Origin of the sequence: Gracilibacillus halophilus YIM-C55.5 (assembly GCF_000359605.1) — a bacterium.
GTDB classification, from domain to species: domain Bacteria; phylum Bacillota; class Bacilli; order Bacillales; family Amphibacillaceae; genus Gracilibacillus; species Gracilibacillus halophilus.
In genome coordinates this window covers 15,108-39,321 of record NZ_APML01000019.1, presented here as the reverse complement: position 1 = coordinate 39,321, position 24,214 = coordinate 15,108, and the positions used below count along the sequence as shown (strand labels likewise).

The 24,214-nt window shown below is 36.9% G+C and carries 28 protein-coding genes and 1 other RNA gene; 23 read left to right on the top strand and 6 right to left on the bottom strand.

Features of this window, described 5'->3' with window-relative positions; translation table 11 throughout:
* The first annotated feature begins 33 nt into the window (after nt 1-33).
* From J416_RS04540 to nth, 6 genes are all read left to right on the top strand, one after another.
* A complete protein-coding gene (locus J416_RS04540) occupies nt 34-825 on the top strand; it encodes a ComEC/Rec2 family competence protein (protein WP_156809513.1) in 792 nt (263 codons plus the stop codon).
* Between the two features lie 121 nt (nt 826-946).
* Entirely contained in the window at nt 947-1,465 is a 519-nt protein-coding gene (locus J416_RS04535; protein WP_003466087.1) for a cell wall elongation regulator TseB-like domain-containing protein, read from the top strand.
* An 18-nt stretch (nt 1,466-1,483) separates the two neighbouring features.
* Nucleotides 1,484-2,665, top strand: a complete 1,182-nt coding sequence (locus tag J416_RS04530) for a pyridoxal phosphate-dependent aminotransferase (protein WP_003466086.1) — start codon at nt 1,484-1,486, stop codon at nt 2,663-2,665.
* 25 nt (nt 2,666-2,690) lie between these two features.
* The gene (asnS, locus tag J416_RS04525; RefSeq protein ID WP_003466085.1) at nt 2,691-3,980 is read left to right on the top strand and encodes an asparagine--tRNA ligase; all 1,290 of its coding nucleotides are present in this window, start codon (nt 2,691-2,693) and stop codon (nt 3,978-3,980) included.
* A 73-nt stretch (nt 3,981-4,053) separates the two neighbouring features.
* Nucleotides 4,054-4,731 carry a DnaD domain-containing protein gene (locus J416_RS04520; RefSeq protein ID WP_003466084.1) on the top strand — a complete coding sequence of 226 codons (678 nt, stop codon included), beginning with the start codon at nt 4,054-4,056 and terminating at the stop codon, nt 4,729-4,731.
* A 9-nt stretch (nt 4,732-4,740) separates the two neighbouring features.
* A complete protein-coding gene (gene nth / locus J416_RS04515) occupies nt 4,741-5,394 on the top strand; it encodes an endonuclease III (RefSeq protein ID WP_003466083.1) in 654 nt (217 codons plus the stop codon).
* 45 nt (nt 5,395-5,439) lie between these two features.
* Here the strand turns inward: nth and J416_RS04510 are convergent, their stop codons facing one another.
* The gene (locus J416_RS04510) at nt 5,440-8,196 is read right to left on the bottom strand and encodes a penicillin-binding protein 1A (RefSeq protein WP_003466082.1); all 2,757 of its coding nucleotides are present in this window, start codon (nt 8,194-8,196) and stop codon (nt 5,440-5,442) included.
* 16 nt (nt 8,197-8,212) lie between these two features.
* A complete protein-coding gene (gene recU, locus J416_RS04505) occupies nt 8,213-8,800 on the bottom strand; it encodes a Holliday junction resolvase RecU (RefSeq protein ID WP_003466080.1) in 588 nt (195 codons plus the stop codon).
* Nucleotides 8,801-9,308: 508 nt separating this feature from the next.
* On the opposite strand from recU, the gene J416_RS15685 reads away from it, so the two are divergent.
* The 8 genes from J416_RS15685 to J416_RS04480 all read left to right on the top strand — a co-directional run bounded on the left by J416_RS15685 (nt 9,309) and on the right by J416_RS04480 (nt 13,480).
* Nucleotides 9,309-9,470: a hypothetical protein gene (locus tag J416_RS15685; protein WP_156809510.1), complete on the top strand. Its 162-nt coding sequence runs from the start codon at nt 9,309-9,311 to the stop codon at nt 9,468-9,470.
* Nucleotides 9,471-9,548: 78 nt separating this feature from the next.
* Nucleotides 9,549-9,929 (top strand): DUF1798 family protein, encoded by a 381-nt coding sequence (locus J416_RS04500; RefSeq protein WP_003466078.1) that lies wholly within the window; start codon nt 9,549-9,551, stop codon nt 9,927-9,929.
* A gap of 105 nt (nt 9,930-10,034) precedes the next feature.
* The gene (locus J416_RS15345; RefSeq protein ID WP_240407253.1) at nt 10,035-10,361 is read left to right on the top strand and encodes a CotD family spore coat protein; all 327 of its coding nucleotides are present in this window, start codon (nt 10,035-10,037) and stop codon (nt 10,359-10,361) included.
* Nucleotides 10,362-10,525: 164 nt separating this feature from the next.
* On the top strand, nt 10,526-11,071 hold the full coding sequence (locus tag J416_RS04495) for an SLOG family protein (protein ID WP_003466075.1): 546 nt from the start codon (nt 10,526-10,528) through the stop codon (nt 11,069-11,071).
* 60 nt (nt 11,072-11,131) lie between these two features.
* Nucleotides 11,132-11,422, top strand: coding sequence for a cell division regulator GpsB (gene gpsB / locus J416_RS04490; RefSeq protein WP_003466072.1), 291 nt, complete (start codon nt 11,132-11,134; stop codon nt 11,420-11,422).
* A gap of 80 nt (nt 11,423-11,502) precedes the next feature.
* Nucleotides 11,503-11,899, top strand: an RNA gene (rnpB, locus tag J416_RS15340) — RNase P RNA component class B.
* A 112-nt stretch (nt 11,900-12,011) separates the two neighbouring features.
* The gene (locus tag J416_RS04485) at nt 12,012-13,145 is read left to right on the top strand and encodes a THUMP domain-containing class I SAM-dependent RNA methyltransferase (RefSeq protein ID WP_040512995.1); all 1,134 of its coding nucleotides are present in this window, start codon (nt 12,012-12,014) and stop codon (nt 13,143-13,145) included.
* A gap of 53 nt (nt 13,146-13,198) precedes the next feature.
* On the top strand, nt 13,199-13,480 hold the full coding sequence (locus tag J416_RS04480; RefSeq protein ID WP_003466067.1) for a DUF6123 family protein: 282 nt from the start codon (nt 13,199-13,201) through the stop codon (nt 13,478-13,480).
* Here the strand turns inward: J416_RS04480 and J416_RS04475 are convergent, their stop codons facing one another.
* Nucleotides 13,481-13,870 (bottom strand): ribonuclease HI family protein, encoded by a 390-nt coding sequence (locus tag J416_RS04475; protein ID WP_003466064.1) that lies wholly within the window; start codon nt 13,868-13,870, stop codon nt 13,481-13,483. It abuts the gene before it with no gap.
* A gap of 80 nt (nt 13,871-13,950) precedes the next feature.
* Nucleotides 13,951-14,151: a cold-shock protein gene (locus J416_RS04470; protein ID WP_003466063.1), complete on the bottom strand. Its 201-nt coding sequence runs from the start codon at nt 14,149-14,151 to the stop codon at nt 13,951-13,953.
* Nucleotides 14,152-14,442: 291 nt separating this feature from the next.
* Between J416_RS04470 and J416_RS04465 the strand changes: the two genes are divergently transcribed.
* Nucleotides 14,443-15,297 carry a DUF72 domain-containing protein gene (locus tag J416_RS04465; protein WP_003466062.1) on the top strand — a complete coding sequence of 285 codons (855 nt, stop codon included), beginning with the start codon at nt 14,443-14,445 and terminating at the stop codon, nt 15,295-15,297.
* Here the strand turns inward: J416_RS04465 and J416_RS16410 are convergent.
* Nucleotides 15,289-16,275, bottom strand: a complete 987-nt coding sequence (locus tag J416_RS16410) for a C40 family peptidase (RefSeq protein ID WP_003466060.1) — start codon at nt 16,273-16,275, stop codon at nt 15,289-15,291. The two genes, J416_RS04465 and J416_RS16410, sit on opposite strands and share 9 nt — an antisense overlap.
* Nucleotides 16,276-16,407: 132 nt before the next feature.
* Between J416_RS16410 and J416_RS04455 the strand changes: the two genes are divergently transcribed.
* The 6 genes from J416_RS04455 to J416_RS04430 all read left to right on the top strand — a co-directional run bounded on the left by J416_RS04455 (nt 16,408) and on the right by J416_RS04430 (nt 19,382).
* The gene (locus J416_RS04455; RefSeq protein WP_003466059.1) at nt 16,408-17,364 is read left to right on the top strand and encodes a thymidylate synthase; all 957 of its coding nucleotides are present in this window, start codon (nt 16,408-16,410) and stop codon (nt 17,362-17,364) included.
* 15 nt (nt 17,365-17,379) lie between these two features.
* The gene (locus J416_RS04450; RefSeq protein WP_003466057.1) at nt 17,380-17,871 is read left to right on the top strand and encodes a dihydrofolate reductase; all 492 of its coding nucleotides are present in this window, start codon (nt 17,380-17,382) and stop codon (nt 17,869-17,871) included.
* Between the two features lie 68 nt (nt 17,872-17,939).
* Entirely contained in the window at nt 17,940-18,104 is a 165-nt protein-coding gene (gene tatA, locus J416_RS04445) for a twin-arginine translocase TatA/TatE family subunit (protein ID WP_003466055.1), read from the top strand.
* A gap of 34 nt (nt 18,105-18,138) precedes the next feature.
* On the top strand, nt 18,139-18,324 hold the full coding sequence (locus tag J416_RS04440; RefSeq protein WP_003466054.1) for a twin-arginine translocase TatA/TatE family subunit: 186 nt from the start codon (nt 18,139-18,141) through the stop codon (nt 18,322-18,324).
* 71 nt (nt 18,325-18,395) lie between these two features.
* Complete coding sequence (tatC, locus tag J416_RS04435; RefSeq protein ID WP_003466053.1) at nt 18,396-19,148, top strand: twin-arginine translocase subunit TatC; 753 nt, start codon at nt 18,396-18,398, stop codon at nt 19,146-19,148.
* A 12-nt stretch (nt 19,149-19,160) separates the two neighbouring features.
* Nucleotides 19,161-19,382 carry a YozE family protein gene (locus tag J416_RS04430; protein WP_003466051.1) on the top strand — a complete coding sequence of 74 codons (222 nt, stop codon included), beginning with the start codon at nt 19,161-19,163 and terminating at the stop codon, nt 19,380-19,382.
* Between the two features lie 21 nt (nt 19,383-19,403).
* Here the strand turns inward: J416_RS04430 and J416_RS04425 are convergent, their stop codons facing one another.
* Complete coding sequence (locus tag J416_RS04425; protein ID WP_003466050.1) at nt 19,404-19,739, bottom strand: YolD-like family protein; 336 nt, start codon at nt 19,737-19,739, stop codon at nt 19,404-19,406.
* A 112-nt stretch (nt 19,740-19,851) separates the two neighbouring features.
* On the opposite strand from J416_RS04425, the gene J416_RS04420 reads away from it, so the two are divergent.
* Both J416_RS04420 and J416_RS04415 read left to right on the top strand, forming a co-directional pair.
* Complete coding sequence (locus tag J416_RS04420; RefSeq protein WP_040512992.1) at nt 19,852-21,006, top strand: exonuclease SbcCD subunit D; 1,155 nt, start codon at nt 19,852-19,854, stop codon at nt 21,004-21,006.
* Between the two features lies 1 nt (nt 21,007).
* Entirely contained in the window at nt 21,008-24,109 is a 3,102-nt protein-coding gene (locus J416_RS04415) for an AAA family ATPase (protein ID WP_003466048.1), read from the top strand.
* Nucleotides 24,110-24,214 lie beyond the last annotated feature (105 nt).

The following is a 24,214-nucleotide window of genomic DNA, read 5'->3' as shown; positions in this document are numbered from 1 at the left end:
CTAAAAACGATAATCACACGAAAGGTAGGATGTATGATGCAGACAAAAGGGTTGAGATGGTTCATCATCTTTTTCATGATGGTTTCCTACTTTTCTGTTGAAGTTATAGCTGCAAACGAAAGTATGCAAAAACCAGAAGAAGTCGAAGTGATTTTTTTCGATTTACCTCATGGTGAGTCAACATTACTCCGAAATCATCAAGGAGAACATATATTAATTAATACGGGTTCCGATAAAAGTCAAGAAAGTTTATTTCGCCAATTAGATAAATTACATGTGAACACGATCGAAACCGTCATTATTACGAGTAATTCCGATGAATATAGTGGAAATGTCGATGATGTAATGAAACGCTACAACACGGAACAAATCATCGTGCCCCAACGCATACAGTCACAATGGATGGGTGATTCGAAAATTCAGACATGGACGGTTGAAAATCAGTACACTTTGTGGGAAGATTTAAAAGTAAACGTATTAGATGAAACATCTGATGGAGATATTAGTTTCTTGTTGTCTTTTGGTGATGAGTCAATCCTATTCCTAAATAATAAGGAAATCGACATCGAACAACGACTGATTGATTTCAATATCCAAACTGATATTGTGAAAATAGCTGCATTTGCTAGCGGACATTCGCCGACAGAGCAATTCTTAGAACAAGTGGATCCATATATCAGTATTATTTTTCACAGCCAAACACATCAAGTAAATGAAGGATTAATTGAACGTTTGAACGCAACATGGATCGACGTCTATTTTTTAAAACAAACGGGGACAACAGTGATTCGTTTAACAAAACATGATTATGAAGTGTTAAGTTGATCATTTGCTTGTTGAATTTTTTTAGGAAGTGGAACAAAATAGAGAGAGAGCCAAATCGAGTTAATATTTATACTTACGGTACACAGTGACGAATTTTACGTAAATGAGGTAGATCGAAAACATGAAACCATCCGTAACAACTGGTAAGAAAATAATGTATGGGGTGATCGGTGGACTGTTATTTTTACTTTTGGTTGTATCATTTTTTGGACTTCGACTTTACCAAGATATTATGGCTGATAAAGTCGAAGGATTCGATACGGTAACATCCTCCGTGTTAGACGAAACAAAAATTAATGCCATCGATCAAATATCTAGATATCATGGAGAGCAATTATACTACGTGGTACAAGGGAAAAGTCAAGACACTTCATATTACGTATTTGTTAGTGAAACAGAGGATACATTCGATTACACGATGTTTGAAAAAGCACCCTTATATTCAAAACAAGAAATCATAAACGATTGGCAGAATCGATGTGATCAGTGTGAGTTACTCGATTCGGATATTGGTTTTGCAAATGGGTATCCAATTGTTGAAGTTACTTACAAAAATAACCAAGATCTTCTTGTGTATGAACATGTCTTGTTAGATGATATGTCTCATTATAAATTGACATTAAAACCTAATATTGAATAAGAAAGGTGATTATAACTTATGGAATTAGCAAATCGAGTACAAACGTTAACGCCATCTGCAACATTAGCGATTACAGCAAAGGCAAAAGAATTGAAGCAAGCTGGGCATGACGTGATCGGGCTAGGAGCAGGTGAACCGGATTTCAATACGCCAGAACACATTCTTGACGCTAGTGAAAAAGCAATGCGTGAAGGGTTTACCAAATATACACCAGCTGGAGGGACAATCGAATTAAAACGGGCAATTTGTCAGAAATTAAAGAGTGATCAAGGGCTAACATATGATAATGATCAAGTGATTGTAACGACGGGAGCAAAGCATGCCCTTTATACATTATTTCAAGTGTTATTAAATAAAGGGGATGAAGTGATTGTCCCATCTCCTTATTGGGTAAGCTATCCCGAACAGATTAAACTAGCAGAAGGAAAACCTGTGTATATTGAGGCTAAGGAAGAAAATGAATTTAAAATCACACCTGAACAATTAGAAACTGCGATTACAGATAAAACAAAAGCGGTGATTATAAATTCTCCAAGTAATCCTACTGGCGTGATGTATAACCAAACTGAATTGCAAGCTTTAGGTGATGTATGTGTGAAACATAATATTTTAGCGGTTTCTGATGAAATCTATGAAAAGTTAATCTATACATCTACCAAACATGTATCAATTGCTGAACTTTCTGACGAATTAAAAGAACAAACTGTGATTATAAACGGTGTATCAAAATCACATTCGATGACAGGTTGGCGTATTGGATATGCTGTAGGGAATAAAGAGATCATTCAAGCGATGTCAGGTATGGCATCACATTCGACCTCAAATCCGACTTCAATTGCACAAGTTGCAGCAGAAGCAGCTTATACTCATTCCCAAGAAGCAGTTGAAACGATGAGGATCGCATTTCAAGAAAGGTTAGAAAAACTGTATCGATGGATAACAGATATCCCAGGTATTGAATGTGTGAAGCCGAAAGGAGCTTTTTACCTTTTTCCAAATGTAAGTCAGGCAGTTAAGATGAATGGATTTGAATCTGTGGATGAATGGGTAAAAGCATTACTTGAAGAAGAGAAAGTAGCACTGGTGCCTGGAACAGGATTTGGTGCTCCAGAAAATGTTCGTTTATCATATGCGATTTCTCTCGAACAATTGGAAGAAGCCTCAAAACGAATCAGGCGTTTTGTGGAAGCACATCAATAATTCTTTAAATTTGGAGGTATCCGCTATGAAAACGACGATTCATCAAGTAGCGAATTACCTGGAACAGGAAGTGACAATTGGCGTTTGGCTTAGCAATAAACGGTCTAGTGGTAAGATCGCTTTTTTGCAATTACGAGACGGAACGGGTTTTATTCAAGGAGTGGTTGCAAAATCAGCTGTAACTGAGCAAACATTTGAATTAGCTCGTTCACTACCACAAGAGTCGTCGATGTATGTCACAGGAAAAGTCGTCGAAGATACGCGTTCACCATTTGGTTATGAATTACAAGTAACCGAATTGTCACTGATTCATGAGGCAACAGATTACCCCATTACACCAAAAGAACATGGCACCGAATTTTTGATGGATCATCGCCATTTATGGTTACGGTCGAAAAAACAACACGCAATTATGAAAATTCGTAATCAAGTCATTCAAGCTTCTTATCAATTTTTTCAAAAAGAAGATTTTGTTAAAGTCGATCCTCCGATATTGACGGGATCAGCTGCTGAAGATACGACAGAATTGTTCCATACGAAATATTTTGATCAAGAAGCCTATCTATCACAAAGTGGGCAACTCTATATGGAAGCAGCGGCCATGGCGTTCGGACGAGTATTTTCATTTGGTCCAACATTTCGTGCAGAAAAATCCAAAACAAGGAGACATTTAATTGAGTTTTGGATGATTGAACCAGAAATGGCGTTTTTTACACATGAAGAAAGTTTAACGTTACAAGAAGAATATATTACTTTTATCGTTACGCATGTACTCGACAATTGTTCATTGGAATTAGATATATTAAAGCGAGATAAACAAGTGTTAGAACAAATTCGCTCGCCTTTTCCTCGAATTACGTATGACGAGGCGATTCGTTGGTTACAAGAGCAAGGTTTTGAAATTGAATGGGGAGAAGATTTTGGAGCACCTCATGAAACAGCGATTGCCGAAATATATGATAAACCTGTCTTTATTACACATTACCCGAAGGAAATTAAACCATTTTATATGAAGCCAGATCCACAAAGAGAAGAACTGGTACAATGTGCTGATTTAATTGCTCCTGAAGGATATGGTGAAATTATCGGTGGCTCCGCACGTATTGATGATTTGTCTTTACTCGAAGAAAGATATAAGGAACACCAATTAAGTGGTGACAGTTATAAGTGGTATTTAGATTTGCGAAAGTATGGTAGTGTACCACATGCCGGTTTTGGTTTAGGTTTAGAACGTACCGTCGCATGGCTTAGCGGTGTTGAGCACGTAAGAGAAACCATTCCGTTTCCACGATTACTCAATCGATTATATCCGTAAAACACACGTATCCTTTGCTATCACCGAGCGGAGGGTACGTTTATAAATGATTCAGATAAAGAGGTGTGTCGCTGTGAGTGAACCGTCAATTAGTTCAATGTTACAAAACCAACTCAATCTTCCGATAACGCTATTTCAAAAATACAGCTTGCTTGGGTTGAATGAAGAACAAGTTATGTTGTTACTACAAATTTATGCTTACCAACAAGAAGGCCATTCCTTTCCAACGCCAGAACAATTAGCAGAACATATGACGATGTCTAGTGAAGCTTGTTCAAAAGAATTACGTTATCTCATTCAACGACAATTTTTATCGATTGAGGAAGAAAACAATGATGATATTATTAAAGAATATTATTCATTAGAACCGTTATGGCAAAGTTTATTCCGTGCGGAGGAAAGTTATGAAGATAATACAGACCAAGAGGCCGGGGAAATTTTCCAACGCTTTGAACAAGAATTTGGACGACCATTATCACCATTTGAAATTGAATTAGTGAATTCATGGATTGATGAAGAGAGAATTGAACTTTCATTAATTCATGCAGCATTAAGAGAAGCTGTGTTAATGAGTAAACTAAACTTTAAATACATTGATCGCATATTATTAGAATGGAAAAGAAAGGGTATAAAAACGGTTGATCAAGCAAAACAAGCAAGTAAAACGTACCATCAACATCAAACAACAAGGCAGACACAACAAAATCATCCATATGATAAATCATTATATTACAATTGGTTAGAAGAGTAGGGGATGTCCATGTTAACAAAAAAACAAATACGAACCGTTCTTGATACCATCGAATCCATGTATCCAGATGCGAAATGTGAGTTGAACCATCAAAATCCATTCGAGCTATTAGTAGCAGTCATTCTTTCAGCACAATGTACGGATGCTTTAGTAAATAAGGTAACTGTCGATCTCTTCAAAAAATATAAAACGCCTGAAGATTATTTGCATGTACCACTAGAAGAATTACAAACAGATATTAAGTCAATTGGTTTGTACCGCAATAAATCCAAAAATATTCGTAAAATGTGCCAAACCTTAATTGACCAATATAATGGGGAGGTTCCACATTCTAAGACAGAATTAGAGAAATTGGCTGGTGTTGGAAGGAAAACGGCTAATGTGGTTGCATCTGTTGCATTTGATGAACCAGCGATTGCAGTAGATACGCACGTCGAACGTGTTTCCAAGCGTTTAGGTATTTGTCGGTGGAAAGATACTGTGAAAGAAGTCGAACATACACTAATGCAAAAGATCCCTAAAAATGAATGGAGTCAAACTCATCATCGATTGATTTTTTTTGGTCGGTATCACTGCAAATCAAAAAATCCTCAGTGTGACATCTGTCCATTACTAGAAATATGCCGTGAAGGACAAAAACGAATGAAACATAATCAAGTTTGATAAAAAACGCAGGCGCGACTCGCCTGCGTTTTTTTATATCAATGCTCAATTGGTTTGTGTTCCATTTTGATTGCTATCATCGTTTGTATCTTCTGGATTCTGTCCGTCTTCAGAATTATTATCGGATTGGTTATCCTCAGTCTCAGAGGATTCTTCATCTGTCTCGTTATTTTCGTTATTATTTCCTTGTCCAAAATTTTCTGTTGATAATTGAATTGATGCTGGTTCTCCAGGAATACTCTCATCGTTTCTCATTCTCGGTGTCACTGTAATGGTGTACTGTCGGTTAGCTTGTAATTCAGAAATATTTAATGATGTGTTATTTGTTGTGTACTCATCAATCATATTTCCATTTTCATTAATTGTGACATCAAATGTAATCGGACCTTCTTGTTGATATTCCCAGCTTACGAGAACAGAACTATCTTCAGGGTTAAGATTTTGGTTTAATGACTGGACTGCTGGTAATTTTTCTGGTTCATCTTCTGGTATGTTAACCGTAACCGTGACAGGTTCGCTATTTGTATCATTTTGAATGGCTACCACTTCAATAGTGTAGGTTTCTCCTTGTTCAACATTTCGAATTTCCGTTTGCGTTTCTTCTGTTGTAGTAATATTTTCCATAGATTCACCAGTACCGGCTGATACATCAAATGTTGTTTCATCTTCCGAATCATATTCCCAACTCACGGAGATTCGCTCATCCTCTTGAGAATAATTAGCTTGTAAGTTTTCGACAGGATCTGGCTGGTCGTATTTTTCAGAAACCTCGCTCGGTTCATTCCCTTCGACAAACAATTCGGTTACAATTTCCGACTCAGGTGTGTATTCACTTGGTCGTTTTGCAGGTCTACTTCCTTTTTCAACATCTGCTTCAACGACTGAATCTGGTTGCTCAAAATTGGCTGTCTCTTCGTCTTGTGAGATATATGCCATTGTTTCCCTAAATATATCTTGGGCCAGTTTTGTGTTCTGAATCACCTTCTGTTCTTCTTTTTCTGACTTTCGTTCATAACCAGTCCATACAGAAATCGTATAATTCGTAGAGTATCCTGTAAACCATGAATCAGGACTACCATTTATGTCTTCAAGGTTTGTTGTTCCTGTTTTACCAGCTATCGGTACGCCACTGACATTTGCTCTTGTTCCTGTACCACTTTGTACAACTGATTGAAGCATATCTGTAATCATATATGAGGTATAATCTTCCATTGCTTGGGATGATTCGGCTTCATATTCCTCAGTGCGATTTTCATCTGTATATTCAATTTTTGTCACAGCATATGGTTCATTATATGTCCCACCATTTCCGAAAGCAGCATAAGCACCAGCCATTTCTATTGGCAACACGCCTGTTCCTGTTCCGCCGATTGCATCACCAATTTTAATGGGATCTGTAGCAAATTCAATACCAAGACCTTCAGCAAAGGATTGGGCTTTACTGTAACCAACAGCTTCTAACGTTTTGACTGCAGGTACGTTTAATGATTCTTTTAATGCATAGCGAGCAGTCATCCATCCTTGATAGCTATGATTGTAATTTTCGATAACCGCATTTGTACCTTCAATTGGGTATGGTTCATCGTCATTTAATTGGTGGTAGGTCGACCACTGTAAATTTTCAATGGCTGGACCATATGAAACAACCGGTTTCATCGTTGAACCACCTTGTCGACCGTTCCCATCAATCGCATAGTTCCATCCGTTTTGTTCTCTGTTTCTTCCACCACCAATGGCACGAATGGCACCCGTCTGTGTATCGACAACAGTTAGACCAACTTGCATCTCCTCATCAGAAGAATAATCAATCGGATTATCCTCTTTATTACTTAATAAAAACTCGACATGTTCTTGGGCATTAGGATCAAGCGTCGTATAAACATTTAAACTATCTTTGTAAATGTCAGCACCTGTCTTTTCCATAACTTCATCGCGCACTTGTTGGATAAATCCTTCATATTTCACGAAATCTGAAGTCTTTTCCGTTAACAATGATGAAATATCTACATTACGTGCTTCATCTGCTTTATCTTGCGTAATTTTATTATGTTGTACCATTAAATCAAGTACCGTATTCATCCGTTCTTTTGCTAAGTCTGGATTAACAAACGGATCATAGGCGGTGGGGCGCTGTGGAAGTCCTGCCAATATGGCAGCTTCAGCTAGTGTTAATTCATTTAATTCTTTATCAAAATAAACTTCACTAGCCGTAGCAACACCATATGCCCCAGAGCCATAATAAATTTCATTCACATACATTTCCATAATTTCTTGTTTAGAATATTGTCGATCTAATTTTAACGCAAGCCATTGTTCTTGAACCTTTCGTTTCAACCTTTTATCATTCGATAAAAATGCACGCTTGACGACTTGTTGTGTGATCGTACTAGCTCCTTGTGACCCAAAGCCATTACGGAAATTGGCAATGACAGCTGCACCAATTCTTCTAAAATCAATTCCAATATGATCCTTAAATCTAGCATCTTCTGTAGCAATAATGGCATCTAATAAAACGGGCGGTAAATCATCATAATCAATTTTTGTTCGTTTCTCTGTTCCTAAATTTGCAAATTGCTCACCGTTCGTATCATATAACTTGGTTGATGCAGGAGCAGACAGCTTATCTGCATTAATATCAGGAGCAGTAGCAATATAATAAGTAAATAAAGCACCGAACCCAATGCCGATTAACAGTACACATAACATGGCGATCTTTATAATTCGTTTCCACATAGGCTTTTTTTGTTTGCTTTGTTGTTTTTGCTTTCTTCTTTCTATTCTAGATTGGTTCTTATTTGCCATTATTCGTTCCTCCGTTCTATATATAATACTTATCAATAATATCTAAATAATTGACTCTTGCGTGATATTGAATCGGTATTATATAGCCTTCCTTCTGAATAGTTTCATAGCGTATAGATTTTCTGCCACCATCAAATTGCTGATCCCAATGAGTAAATAACCGCTCAACAGGATAGAAAAACGTTTCTTGATATGAACTAAATCGTATGATCAAAAAACAAATGGCTTCATGATGACTGACTTGTCTCATATGTTCAATTTGATGCGTATGAATGTTACTTAACGGAAATGAATGTTTACTTTTGGTTTCTTTTGCTTCAAAATCAATATATCTCCCTTGATAAATACCATTATAATCCGTAGTTGACGGTTGCTTAAAATAGGCTTCTTTGATGACAGCTGCACTTCTTTTCGGATAATCAACATGTACAATTTGTACAGGTGTCGGTTTTTTATGAATGACTGCCATGTTTTGTTCTTGATAATATTGGTTGGTGATATTAATATCTTGTTCAAGTGTCATCCCACGGTTGCTGTACACTGGTTTTTGTCCTTTTAAGGAAGCTGAAAATTTAGATGACTTCTTTCCATTTGGATAATGCATCGTTATCCTCCTTATGCTAATCTATTACTATTATATAGAAAAGATAGAGGATTTGAAAATGATGGGTTATTGCTAGCTATATATTACGCGATTGTCAATCATTATGCAACGTTAGAAGTCGTTATTACTCATTATTTCCTAACTTATATATTCGCAAACATATTCATCATTTAGGGGGGAAAAAGAAAACTTGATGCATGAAAAAGCACCAAGTTTTTAAGTGAATGTCTAATTATTCTGTCATAACCTATGTTGATGGTCGGTTTGGGCCATCGATTTTCTTTTCACCTTGGGTAGGAATTTCTTTGTTACGAGCCTCACGTTTCATTTTAGATTTTTTCCCTTTGTTTACACGCATCGATATCCCTCCTTTATTGTTAGTTTGACAATCTATGCTAAAGCTATGCACAACTTGAAAAGAATTGTCTGTTTCTTTCTAGTTTTGTCACTCATGAAGGAATATCACTTTTATTCATGAATTAGACATAATAAGGGAGGGAGAAATAGAATGAAAAATGAGAAAACATATACGAAAATGGAAGTCGTGAATCGAATCGAACAGATGATTTATATGATGGAACACATTGAACATCGTATGGAAAGACAACTTGAATATCCAAACACGCAAACATTTCATAAATTGGTAAACCAGAATGTAAAAATCTCATGATCGGTATTCTCTCGCTATACCAAATGTTTCTTTCGTGATACAGTAGTATTGTGAAGATGAACAGAGGGAGGTACGATTGTGTCTTTGCAAAACCAAACGAATGAATTACGTTCTTCATTAGAAAAATTAAGACAACATTATATCACACATGATAAGCCTGAAAATAAAAAAGATCCAGATTTCTTTCAATATGTAAAGGAAGAAACAACACCATTATTCGAACACATTGATCAGTGGCAAAAAGAAGCTGAAAAATTTGTTCAGCATCGAGAAGTGAACGTTCATCCACAGCAAGTAGAAGATACTGCTGAGAATGTAAAGCTCCTTTTATTACACAGTTACTATATTGATGTGCGACGTAAACGTTATATGGAATTATATCACTCGGTGTTATACGTGTTTCAACTTATAGAGAATGATATTGCCAATAACCCTTCATTAGCCAATCAATCACACTGAGTCATTAAAAATTTTTTAAAATTATCAAATATAGGTAACTGCCATAGACAACTTTCACTATGGGACATACGCTAGTATAGACCAAATAACTAGTGAGGTGATGAAATGAGACACATGAGACCGTTTGGTAGACCGAGATGTCAGATGCCATCCAATACCGTCGTCTGCCCAACTAAATCAAATGTCGTTCACACTTGTAGTGAAAGTGAAGTCAATTATATTCATCCGTCCCATACGACAGTCGTTAACCACCACTTGGTAAAAAATAAACATCATTATCCGCATACTACTTCGTATGAGAACACGGTTAATCAAGTAAACATGAATGCAGGGCCAGGGAATCCTATGAATCAAAACCCAATGAATCAAAATCCGATGGGACAAAATCCAATGACACAAGGAAATTCTCCTTTTGGTAATTGCCCTCGTTAATTGAAGTGACGTTGACTGTTAGTAATGATTTCTCAATCTTTACTAGCAGTCCTCTTTTTATTTTACGATCGTCGACCAAATAACAAACTTTGCCTAGATAATTCACGAAAATTCCTTTATACTAGAGATGGTTTCAAACAAATCAATGGATTGGATAATTCGTCATGAACATCATTACAATTACTGGAAATAAACCAATGGAATTAAATATCCGTAATGAAAAAGATGAACGTATTCGTTACATAAAAAAAGCCATTCGTCAACGAGTAGAAGCCTTGTTAGACAATGGCTTAGAGTGGGTCATTATCTCTGGTCAAATGGGAGTTGAATTGTGGGCTGGAGAAATTGTGTTACAATTAAAAAAAGATTATCCGATTAAATTAGCCATGATACCGCCGTTTTTAGATGTTGAATCACGCTGGCCTGAGCATTATCAACAACAATTTCAACAAGTTGCAAGCGGTGCCGACTTTTACAAACCATTACACAATCAAACATATCAAAGTCGGAGTCAATTTATTCAAAAAGATTATTGGTTGATTCATAAAACGGATGGATGTGTAATACTAGTAGATGAAGAGTACCCAGGTAGTGTAAAATATTTTATGGATAAGGCAAAATCAGCCCAAGAATCGACTAATTACATCATTCAATTGATCACTCCACTTGATTTAGAGGAATTGGTAAGAGAAGAATCAGACGATATGTAAATCAGAGTAAATCGTACATCAATCGAACAAAAAGCAATAATGACAATGAGGTGAGAAGATATGGCAAATCAGTTAACAGGCAAAGATATTTTGGAGAAAAACTTTAAAACTTCGATGCGTGGTTATAATCAAGAAGAAGTGGATGAGTTTTTAGATATGATTATCCAAGATTATGAATACTTTCAACAAGAAATTCATCAATTGAAACAAGAGAATGATCGCATGAAGAAACAATCAGAAACCAGAATGCGAACCACACCATCGAATCATCAAGTGAACTATGATATTCTCAAAAGACTGTCCAATTTAGAAAAAGCGGTGTTTGGGAAAAAATATGAAGAAGATTCATAAGATGTAAGTGGTAGTAATTATTACTATTGAACGTTGTATTGGTTATGTTATAATGAATATTAGTGTTTATAGAAGGAATGGATGTCTCGTAATCGCTGCACAGTGATTTGTGTAGAGGAAAGTCCATGCTCACACATGCTGAGATGCTTGTAGTGTTCGTGCTTGACGAAACCATAAGTCAAGGTAACCTTCTTCGAAAAGGTTAACGGCAGGAAAAATACCTGTGTCCTAATGGGATATGGTATGAATACTTTGAAAGTGCCACAGTGACGAAGCTAAATAGGAAACTATTTAGGTGGAACGCGGTAAACCCCTCGAGTGAGCAACCCAAATATTGGTAGGGGCACCTTCTATTAGGGAAATCAACCGAATGAAGGACAAGCATTGTTTCGATGCTTGTAGACAGATGATTACGCCTATCCGTACGAGGCTGACCACCGCTAGATAGTACGATAGGACAGAACATGGCTTACAGACATTCATTCGGTCGACTATACTTGCATTTTCAAAATCCCCTTTACAGTAAAAGGGGGTTGTTTTATATAAAAAGTCTATAATATACATATTTGCACAGGAAGGACGTCCGGTGATGAACTCATATATAACTATTATTGCAACTGCAGCAATGGGACTTGAATCAATTGTAGCCCAAGAAGTAAAAAGATTAGGGTATTCTGAAGTGAATGTAGAAAATGGTAAGGTTCGCTTTGAAGCAGATATTCAAGCGGTTATTCGATGTAATCTGTGGCTACGTTCTGCAGATCGAGTGAAGATTCTAATTGGTGAATTTGAGGCAACTTCTTATGATGAGTTGTTCGAACAAACAAAATCCTTACCATGGGGTGACTATATCCCAGAAGATGGTGAGTTTCCAGTCATCGGTAAGTCCGTCAAGTCAAAACTATATAGCGTGCCAGATTGTCAATCAATTGTAAAAAAGGCAATCGTCGAAAAATTAAAGAAACAACATGGCATTGCCCAATGGTTACCAGAGACAGGTTCATTATACCGAGTGGAAGTGGCCCTACATAAAAATAAAGTGGAGTTAACGCTCGATAGTTCAGGATCCGGTTTACATAAAAGAGGCTACCGCTATCAGCAAGGAGATGCACCATTAAAAGAAACTCTTGCTGCAGCTTTAATTCAATTAACGAATTGGCATCCGGATCAACCATTTTACGACCTTTTTTGCGGGTCAGGAACGATACCGATTGAGGCTGCACTAATCGGACAAAATATTGCGCCAGGATTTAATCGTTCATTTGTTTCTGAAGAATGGGAGTGGGTATCTTCAGAAGCTTGGGAGCGTGGTTTAGAAGAGGCCGAGGATCTAGCGAATTATGATCAACCATTAGCCATTTACGGTTCTGATATTCGTCATGAAATGGTTGAAGCGTCAAAAACTAATGCGTTTGAAGCAGGTTTAGGTGACCTCATTCAATGGAAACAAATGCAAGCATCAGATTTTGCCTCGGATCAATCGATTGGCTATATCGTCAGTAATCCACCATATGGCGAACGATTAGGTGACAAGAAAAAAATAGAAGAAACATACAAACAATTAGGCACTGTATTACGCGATTATCCCGGTTGGAGCATTTATATGTTAACAGCTAATGAACAATTTGAATCATTGTTTGGACAAAAGGCAACCAAGAAACGGAAACTGTTTAATGGCTTTATTAAAACGGATTACTATCAATATTTCGGAAAACGAATCTAAAACGAGAGAGCGTCGAGAAACCAAGGGAACATAACGATAAGCGGGGGATATGCTTGGACGAACACGAGGTGCTAGCTTACTTTTTAGAACATCTATGGACAAAAGGGTTTAAATTAACAGACGAAGAAGTACGTTTCATTTATTTTGGAAAAAAATATACGAATGCATCGGTTTCGCAAGTCAAATTAGCTGTTACTTTTACGCTTCAACTTCAGTTATCATTTGATCGAAGCTTTTATATAAGTTTATTAGAATTATTTGAAAAACATGCCGTTGTCCAAACTGCAGAAGCGCGCCAATTATTAATAGAAACAGGCATGATGAAAGAAAAGTGATTACATATCCTTTAGCGTTTGGCGCGCAAGTTTATCCGCTTGGCCGTTTTGTTTTTCTGGGATCCACTTGATAAAAAAATACGGAACAGCATCGGCCAGCTGTGTAATACGTGCTAAGTACGGCTGAAATTGCGCATTGCCCGTATAATTTTTTTCGATGGTATCAACAACGACTTTAGAATCGGACCTAAAAGAGAGAATTTCATGAGGGTAATACTCAATCGATAACTGTAATGCTCGTTCGACAGCGTAAAACTCAGCTTCATGATTGGAATAGGTACCAATTGCTTCGGTCATGACTTCCTGTTGTTTGTCTTTTTTCCATACAATCGCAATAGCACTTGGACCAGGATTCCCTTTGGTTGCAGCGTCAGTATAAACTTCTAACAAAACGTCATTTCCTCCTAACCGTATGAATTCTGTTCTATTACAAAAGGCGATGGTAAAAACCACCGCCTGTCATTTACAATTTATTGTTTTACTACATTAGCTGCTTGTGGGCCTCTTTCACCTTCAACAATATCGAAAGTAACGTTTTGACCTTCTTCTAACGTTTTGAAACCTTCTTCTTGAATAGCGGAATAGTGTACAAATACGTCATTTCCTTCTTCAAGTTGGATAAAACCATAACCTTTTTCCGCGTTAAACCATTTTACTGTACCGTTTTCCATGTTTCTTTTCCTCCTAAAACCTTTCACGTAAAGCACGTGTTAATACAAACAAGATGGTGCTGGATACAAAAAATAGCTTCTACAGAAGTATAGGATCACCATTCCTTTGACTTCTATGGAAGCTACTTGATAATAATGAACCCAAACCTCTTCTTTGCTTATTCCTACTATAGCGTAAATTCACAAAAACGTCAAGAAATCATAAGAAAAATCCATTTCTCGATTCACTATTCACCGACTTATATGATATCTTATTCAAAACAAACATACGAGATAGGGAAGGTAAGCATAATGATATTGATTGGTCTAACGGGTTGGGGTGATCACCCAGCAATTACAGCGGAGCGACAAGCGAATGAACATAAATTATATCGATACAGTTCGCATTTTCCTGTTGTGGAGGTTGATAGTTCATTTTATGCCATTCAACCCGCAAAAAATTATCACCAATGGATAGCGCAAACCCCTAACCGGTTTCAATTTGTTATCAAGGCATTTCAAGCCTTAACAGGGCATGACCGAAAAGAACGTAGCAATTTTGAAGTAAAAGAAATGGTTCAGTCCTTTATCGAATCCATTCAACCTGTTATTGAATCCAATAAGTTACACTCTGTATTATTCCAGTTTCCGCCTTGGTTCCGTTTAAACAAATCAAATATTCAGAAGTTAATCAAGCTTAAAGATTGGATTGGTGATATTCCCGCTTCCATTGAATTTCGAAATCGTACGTGGTTCGGTAAATATACGAGAGATACGATGATGTTTTTACAGGAAGAAAACTGGATCCATACAATATGTGATGAGCCTCAAGCAGGTGAAAGTTCGATTCCGATTGTTTTTCCCGAATCGAATCAATCAAAAGTTTTAATTCGATTTCACGGAAGAAATGTTCATGGATGGAACAACCACGGCCAAGAAAATTGGCGAGAAGTACGTTTTTTATATCGTTATCGCCAAACCGAATTAGAAGAATGGGCAGAAAGAATACAACATCTCAAACAGAAGACAAACGATATAACGATTTTGTTTAATAATAATTCAGGTGGAGATGCTTATGACAATGCCAAACAATTTATGGATATACTTGATATTTCATATGATGGGTTGCATCCGAAACAAATGAACTTATTTGAGGACTTACTGTAATACCCGTTTGGCACCCAAGTAACGTTGATTCCAGTAAGACTCTTCTAAGTTACTAATGGCCACACCGTTTGATTCACCTGCATGAATAAATTGATTGTTTCCTAGATAAATCCCTGCGTGTGAAGGACCTGGCTTATAGGTTTCGAAAAAAACGATATCACCGACAGATGGTTTTTCAATCGATTGGCCACTATTGTAAATTTGATTCACAGTTCTGGGGAGCGACTTGCCTGCTTTATTATATACGTATTGCAGATATCCACTGCAATCAAAGCCATTGGCGGTTGTTCCTCCCCATATATATGGGGTTCCAATATAATCCTTGGCGATACGCACGATAGCTGAAGCATCACCTGAGGCCATTATTAGTTTTGATGATGATTGTTCCGAACGTTTCGTATCAAAGGTTGTTGAAGTTTGCGATGTATCAGCCTTTGGCTCTGCTTCAATATGAACCGCTTCTAATCCCCGGTCCTCACGGTACATTTGTAAAGCGTGATCTGTTTTTTTACCATAAATGCCATCAATAGATCCCTTATAATAGCCAAAGTAGTAAAGTGCTTCTTGGATCGATCGGACTCGATCACCAGTTGCCCCTAGTGTCAAATCATCTTCTTGTGTTAATATGTCTTGATAAGTTTCCTCTTCTTCATCAATGATTTTCGTAACTGTATTTGAATCGGCCTCACCGTTTGCTTCAAGTTGATGATCTCGTTGGAATTTTTTTAACGCATATTCTGTTAAAATACCGAACTCACCATCCAACGAAGAATCATAATAAGAAAGCTTTTGTAGCTTAAATTGTAACATACGGACAGAATCATGTTGCTGCCCATATTTCAACATATCGGATTGTTCTAATATTTGATTTTGCATCATTGGATAAGCATCTACATATAATGCGAACGGCTGACTAAAGGCAAAACCATACGCAACGGAGTGTTTTACTACTTGTGACAATTGATTTTGCAAAAACATAAAACCACCCCTTTGTCGTAATTACTTTTCAAGAAAATTTATGTTAAAATAAATCAGACTATGATAAAATCTCACTTTTGTTACGTGTTTGTAATAAAATGTTATAGATTTGTGAACAAGGAGAAGATATAGATGCAAACAAGTGAACAGGCCTACTTGGATCTTTGTAACAAAGTACTCAATGAAGGAAATAAAAAATCAGACCGTACGAACACTGGTACATTATCGGTGTTTGGTCATCAAATGCGATTTTCTTTACGTGACGGATTTCCATTGTTAACTACGAAATACATACCATTTCGATTGATTGTCAGTGAATTATTATGGTTTATGAAAGGTGACACCAATATTCGTTATTTATTAGAGCACAATAATAATATTTGGAATGAATGGGCATTTAAACAATGGATTGAAAGTGAAGAATACGATGGACCAGATATGACAGATTTCGGTCATCGCTCACAAAATGATCCACATTTTCGTGATAGGTATCATCAACAAATGGAACATTTTAAAGAAATGATCTTATCAGATGATAAATTTGCGCAGCGTTTTGGCGACTTAGGCAATGTATATGGTGCACAATGGCGAGACTGGAAAACATCACAAGGTGAAACGATCGATCAATTCAAACAAGTGATTCAATCGATTAAAGAAAAGCCTGATTCTCGTCGTCATATCGTAACGGCATGGAATCCAGAAGACGTACCACACATGGCGCTTCCCCCTTGTCATACATTGTTTCAATTTTATGTAGCTGACGGGAAGTTAAGTTGTCAATTATACCAAAGAAGTGGTGATATTTTTATTGGCATTCCGTTTAATATTGCTAGCTATGCGCTCTTAACACATTTGGTCGCTCATGAATGTCAGCTTGAAGTAGGTGAATTCATCCATACAATTGGCGATGCCCATATTTATACCAATCATTTGCAACAAGTCCAAACTCAATTAAACCGATCACCGCGTCAGTTGCCGACTTTATCAATTAATTCAGCCAAGCAATCGATATTTGATTTACAGGTTGAAGATATTATGATTGAAGATTATGAACCACATCCTGCGATTAAAGCACCCATTGCGGTTTAGAAAGGAGTGTTTTTGTTGATCTCATTACTTTTTGCAATGGATAAAAATCGAGTCATTGGAAAAGATCATACTTTACCTTGGTATTTACCGAATGATTTAAAATTTTTTAAACGACTCACCACGTCACAGACCATTATAATGGGACGGAAAACGTTTGATTCGATGAACGGTCCATTGCCGAATCGAAACAACATTGTCATCACTCATGATCAAAGTTTCACACATCCGGATTGTAAGGTGATACACAACATCGAAGATATTCAGAAATTAAACCAAGAGCAACCGAATCAAGAATGGTTTGTCATTGGTGGCGAGGAAATTTTTCGTCAAGTCCTTGATTTTGCTGATCGGATTTATATGACCTATATTGACGCTAGCTTTGAAGGGGATACTTTTTTCCCAACATTTGATGGCTCCAATTGGGAAATGACAGATAAACAAATGGGCGTTACAGATGAAAAAAACAAATACGACCACTATTTTATTACATACGATCGAAAAAAATAGTATGATACAAAAGACAAGTGTTGCAAAACATGATATGATGAAAATAGGTAGGAACGGGGTGGATACATATGTTTAGTACAATCGGATTTCCTGGATTAATTCTAATCTTAATTATCGCACTACTGATTTTTGGTCCGTCTAAGTTACCTGAAATTGGACGAGCAACAGGAGATACATTAAAAGAATTCAAGCAATCAACGCGTGAATCGAATGAAAATGAGGAACAAAAGTAACGATACAGATTAGGTCTGCTAAAGAGGTGAGAAAATGTTATCAAATATTGGTTTCCCCGGTTTGATTCTTATTTTAATTATTGCACTTGTGATCTTTGGTCCATCAAAATTGCCTGAAATCGGTAAAGCTGTCGGAAGTTCGTTAAAAGAGTTTAAAAAAGCAACCAAAGATATAATGGATGACGATGAATCGAATCGTTCAGATCAGAAGAAACAATAAGATGTAAAAGGTCTAACTTTTACATCTTTTTTCACGTATTGGCAGTGACATGGTGAAGGGAAGGAACATATATGACGGAAGACAAACAATTACAAGATCAAAAAGAAATGGGATACTTGGACCATTTTTCTGAGTTGCGCAAACGTCTGGTTTGGACGGCGCTTATTTTTGTCGGTTTCTTTGGTCTAGGTATTTATTTTGTTGAGGATATTCGAGATTTCTTCTTACGTGATACAGATCTAACACTTCATCTGATTGCACCAGAAGAAATTATTTGGATCATTATTATGATTGCGTTTATTGTTGCGCTTGCAGGAACATTACCGTTTCTATGTTTGCAAATTTGGTTATTCGTTCGACCTGGTTTAACAGCACATGAAAAACGAGTATCATTAGCATATATTCCTGCTGTATTTTTATTATTTCTTGGTGGCTTAATATTTGGATATTTTATTTTTATTCAATTAATTCTACCGTTCGTTTTATCATTAAATGATGGTATGTTTGAAACGATGATTACCGTACAAAATTATTTTCGTTTTATGTTCCGAGTGACATTGCCGTTTGCTGTATTTTTTGAAGTGCCAATCATATCGATGTTCTTAACCAGTTTAGGAGTCGTAACGCCGTTCTTTTTACACAAAATGCGTAAATACGCTTATTTTATTTTGATTATAATTGGAACCATGATTTCACCACCAGATTTTATATTACAAATTGTTGTTGCGATTCCTTTAATTGTTTTATATGAAATTAGTATCATCTTATCACGGATTGTATATCGCAAGAAGCAAGCGAAACAACAAGCAACATTAGAAGAGTAAAGGGTGATGTGTATGAAATCTTTTTACCATTTTATGATGCGTTATCGAGGAAGCGGGACGAATCATACGAATCAATTAGCAAATTGGATGTTTCATGAACACGATTTTCCAAAACAAGCAACTGATTATCATACAATTAGTCAATATTTAGAATGGCACAGTCCTTTCACAAAAGCGATCGCTACTTTTGACAGGCTTTGGGACGAATACCAAGAAGAAGAAAACCATGAGTAAAAGAGTGAGCTCATGGTTTTCTTAATTCATCGTTTGGATGTCAACAATATTTCCAACCGGTAACCACACAGATTCACCCGATCCGTTATTGTTAAAGTAGATGGCCTGACGGTGGAGGTCAAGTGATTGGATGCGTCCCATCATTGTGTGAAAATAGCCATTTTTATATAATTTGATTTCCACGTGGGATTGTTCGTTCACAGCATCATGCAAACGTTCATTCAATTCTGTTAAGTAGTCTGGGTCTAAAATCGGTCTCTTTTGCTTTTGATCCTCTTCAACCATTCTCTCTAGCTTTTCCGCGTGTTCTGGTAACATTAAAGACGTCCATTTGATCGCGCCACGATCATAAATCATTTGCATCACCTCTTCATTACTTTAACACAAACATATGTTCTTATACAATAGACAACGATTGTATGTTCGATTATAATAGATAATACATTAGGGGAAAGGATTGGTGAAACCCATGAAGATATTACATACAGGCGATTGGCATTTAGGAAAAATTGTACATGGAATTCATATGACAGAGGATCAAAAATATGTGATCGATCAAATCATTCAATGCGTTGAAAAAGAACAACCAGATGTTGTGATTATCGCGGGGGATTTGTATGATCGTTCCGTTCCACCAAAAGATGCGGTCGAACTGTTAAATGATGCACTTACAGCGATTTGTGTGCAGCAAAACACCCCTGTACTGGCAATATCGGGAAATCATGACAGTGCCGATCGGCTCGGTTTTGGTGCTTCACTTTTTCGCGGGCAACAATTATATATTCATACAGAAATAGGTCAAGCACTGACTCCTATAACATTAGAAGATGGAGCAGGGGCCATTGATTTTTATGCAGTACCTTATACTGAACCAGAAGAAGTCGCCGCGTTTTTCGAAGATGATCATATTGATACACATCATAAAGCCATGGAGAGAATGGTACAAGAAATTGAGGCAACCATGAACACAAATCACCGCAACATCTTCATTGGGCATACGTTTTTACGTGGAGGAGAAGAAACTGAATCGGAGGAGAGATTGACGGTGATTGGTGGCACACCTTATGTGGAGGCAGAATTGCTGGATTCATTTGATTATGTGGCTTTAGGCCATCTGCATCAAGCGCAAAAAATTACTTCACCACACCTTCGATATTCTGGATCAATCCTTAAATATTCATTCTCAGAAGCCAATCATCAAAAAAGTATAACACTGCTTGAAATCGATGAACATCAAAAGGTCGAATGTGAGAAAATACCACTACATCCTCGCCGCGATATGCGAATCGTTGAAGGTTACTTTAATGATTTCATCGAGGAACGTGTGATTCGTAAGACAGAAGATTATCTTCATATCCAATTGCTCGACGATGGACAAATTAACGATCCTGTATCAAGACTGCGAGAGTTGTTTCCTAATATTTTACGCTTGGAACGAAAAAACTTTTTTACACAACAGTCGTTAACGGACATTCAGCAAATGAAAGAAAGACAAACGATGACACATGAAGAATTATTCGCGGCATTTTACAAAGAAATAAAAGGGGAAGAAATGCCAAAAGAAAGAGAGCGTTATGTATACAAATGGATTCAATCTTTAATGAAAGAGGAGAGAAATCACTAATATGCGAGCGATACGTTTAGAAATGCATGCTTTCGGACCCTATCGACAAAAACAAGTGATCGATTTTAATCAATTGGAGAAAGAACCGATTTTTTTAATTACTGGACCAACGGGAGCTGGAAAAACGACGATTTTTGATGCGATTTGTTTTAGTTTATACGGGAGAGCCAGTGGGAGTGAGCGGGACCAAGATAGCTTACGTAGTCATTTTGCAACCAATGATGAACGGACAAGTGTTGCCTTTAGCTTTATGTTACATCAGAAGGTTTATCAAATAAAACGCTGGCCCAAACAATTAAAGCCAAAAGTTCGCGGGGAAGGGTATACTGAAGAACCTGCAAGTGCTAGTTTATATCAAAAAGATCCAGATGGTACATGGAAATTAGTCGAGTCAAAAATAAAAGAAGTAAATGAAGTGATCTATGACTTAATCGGATTAGATTATGAGCAATTTCGAAAAATGATGATGATCCCCCAAGGCGAATTCCGTAAACTAATATCTGAAAATAGTAAAGAGCGAGAGGAGGTTTTGCAAAAAATATTTCATACGTATTTTTATCGGGATTTAACTGAGAAAATGAGACAAGAATCTAAACAGTTACAAGAAGCTATGAATGAGATTCAATGGAAAATGAAACAAGAAACAGTGAGCATCTTGAATGAGGAAGATGAGGAGGGTGATTCAAACCTTTTTCAACGTGTAGAAACCAATATCGAAACACAAAAACAAGCACAAAAGCAACAAGAGTCTGAACTCAAACAAATGAAAGAACAATTGGAACAGTTACGTAAAGAATTTTATGAAAAACAAAAAATCAATGAATGGTTTCAAGAATTAGAAGAAAAGAAGCTTGAACGAAAGCAACTAGCGGATAAAGAAAAAGAGATCAATGATAAGCAAACGCACATCGAACGAGCGGCGCGTGCTGAACAATTAGAACCTTTAGAGCAACAATTTAATCAGCGTAAACAAGAGTGGAGTACACAAGAAGAGCAAGTTCAAACGATGCAGCAACAATTAGAGAAGCAAACGAACGATTTTATGACCATTGAGCGGAACTACCAACGTGAACAAGAAAAGGAAGAAACACGCGAAGCGCTAAAAAAGACAATTCATGAACAGCAATCTCTCGCAGAAAAACTAACAGACTATCAATCAAATACCGATCAATTAAAACAACTAGAGGAGACAATAAAACAACTTCAGTCACAAGAGAAAACGAAAACAGAACAAATACAACAACTTGAGCAAGAAAAAGACAATCAATATCAAAAGCAACAACACATCCATGAGGTCACACAACGCATGCAAGAGTATACTCATCAACTCGAATATGTGAAACAAAAACAAAGCACATGCCAAGAGTTGATCGAAGAGGCCGAACAATTAAAACATTTTCGACAGCAATATAAGCAAATAAATAATGAAAGTCAAAAGCTTGATCAACAGCTAACCTACCAAAAACAACGTTACGAACAACTTGATAAAGAACGAAAAGCACATGCTGCTGTCATGTTAGCGGAAGAATTGCAATCAGATGCACCGTGCCCCGTATGTGGATCGACACATCACCCGGAAAAAGCCAATCAAACAGCAAATGTAATCACAGATGAAATGGTAGAAAACGCCTATCAAGAAGTCTTAAAACAAGAAGAGGAAAAACGGAAAATAGATGAACAACTCATTCAAGTTCGCGAAAAAGGTGAAGCCAAAAAAGAAGTCGTTCAACGCTTTGAACAAACAATTATTGAGGAGTTAACATACTATCAAGTCGACACATGGAAGGATTTATCTAAGCAATTGTCGAATCGATTGTCAACTCTTTATGATTACCAGCAAAAAGAACAGACGAATTTACAACAATTGAAAAAAGAAGTTCAACAAATTAACGATATACAAGAACAGATCGATCAACTGAAACAAAAAAAAGAGGAAACTTCCGAGCGCCTTGAAACGTCCAAACAATCCTATCAAGAGTTACACTATAAAGTGACGGCACTAGAAGAGTCTTTGCCTGATGATTTTGATTCGGTGGCGCAATTTTATCAAGAGTTGGAGCAGAAGAAGCAAACGTATCAACAGATGCTTGAGAATTGGCGAAATGTTCAACAGCAATATGAGCAAGAAAAATTAGCACTCACTGAGCAACAAACCAAATTAGAACAAGCTCAAATTTTTGCTGACACATTAAAGTCTACTTATCAAACTGAAGCGGATAAATTTTACCGAGCGATCAGCGAAAAAGGATTTACATCTACTCAAGATTACCAATCGGCAAAACTTGATAAAAATGAGCGAGAGCGCCTTGAAAAAGAGATTCAGTACTATCAGGAAAGAAAACAAATCGTTACGAACCGAGTAAACGAATTAAAAACAGCATTAGAAAATAAAGAAAAACCAGACTTATACGAACTAGAAACAAAGATACAAGAGATAGCAGACAAGCAAGATGAACGAACAAAGGGACTACAAACGATAAAATTAAAGTTACAACAGTTACAAGAAACAAAAGAACAATTACATCAATGGTCCAAGGAATATCAAGCGTTAGAAGAAAAATATTATGATGTTGGCGAATTGGCACAGTTAGCACGTGGTGATAATGCAGCACGTCTATCACTCGAACGTTTTGTATTAGCGACATTTCTTGATGAAATATTATTGCAAGCCAATTTACGCTTTGATGAGATGACCGACCATCGTTATCAACTCGTACGCAGTGATGAACTCGCCAAACGTGGTGCGCAAAGCGGACTAGATTTAGAAGTGTTAGACCATTTTACAGGGAGTAAGCGTTCAGTGAAAACATTGTCTGGAGGGGAAGGATTTAAAGCAGCGTTAAGCTTAGCTCTTGGTATGGCAGATATTATACAGGCACATGCAGGCGGTGTTCAGTTAGATACATTATTTATTGATGAAGGATTTGGCACATTAGATGAGATATCATTAGAACAAGCGATAAAATGTTTGAAAGATCTGCAACAAGATCATCGCTTAATCGGTGTCATATCTCATGTGCACCAACTAAAAGAAGAAATTAAAGCCAAACTCGTTGTAGAGACTTCAAATCATGGTTCAACTGCTACGTTTCAATTTGATTAATCATACGAATAGACAATTTCAAGCAAGAACAAACATGATCACACATATACGCTAGTCAATTCATTCAATATCTTGTCGCTTCTTGCGCTTGCCCGGGAAATAAAC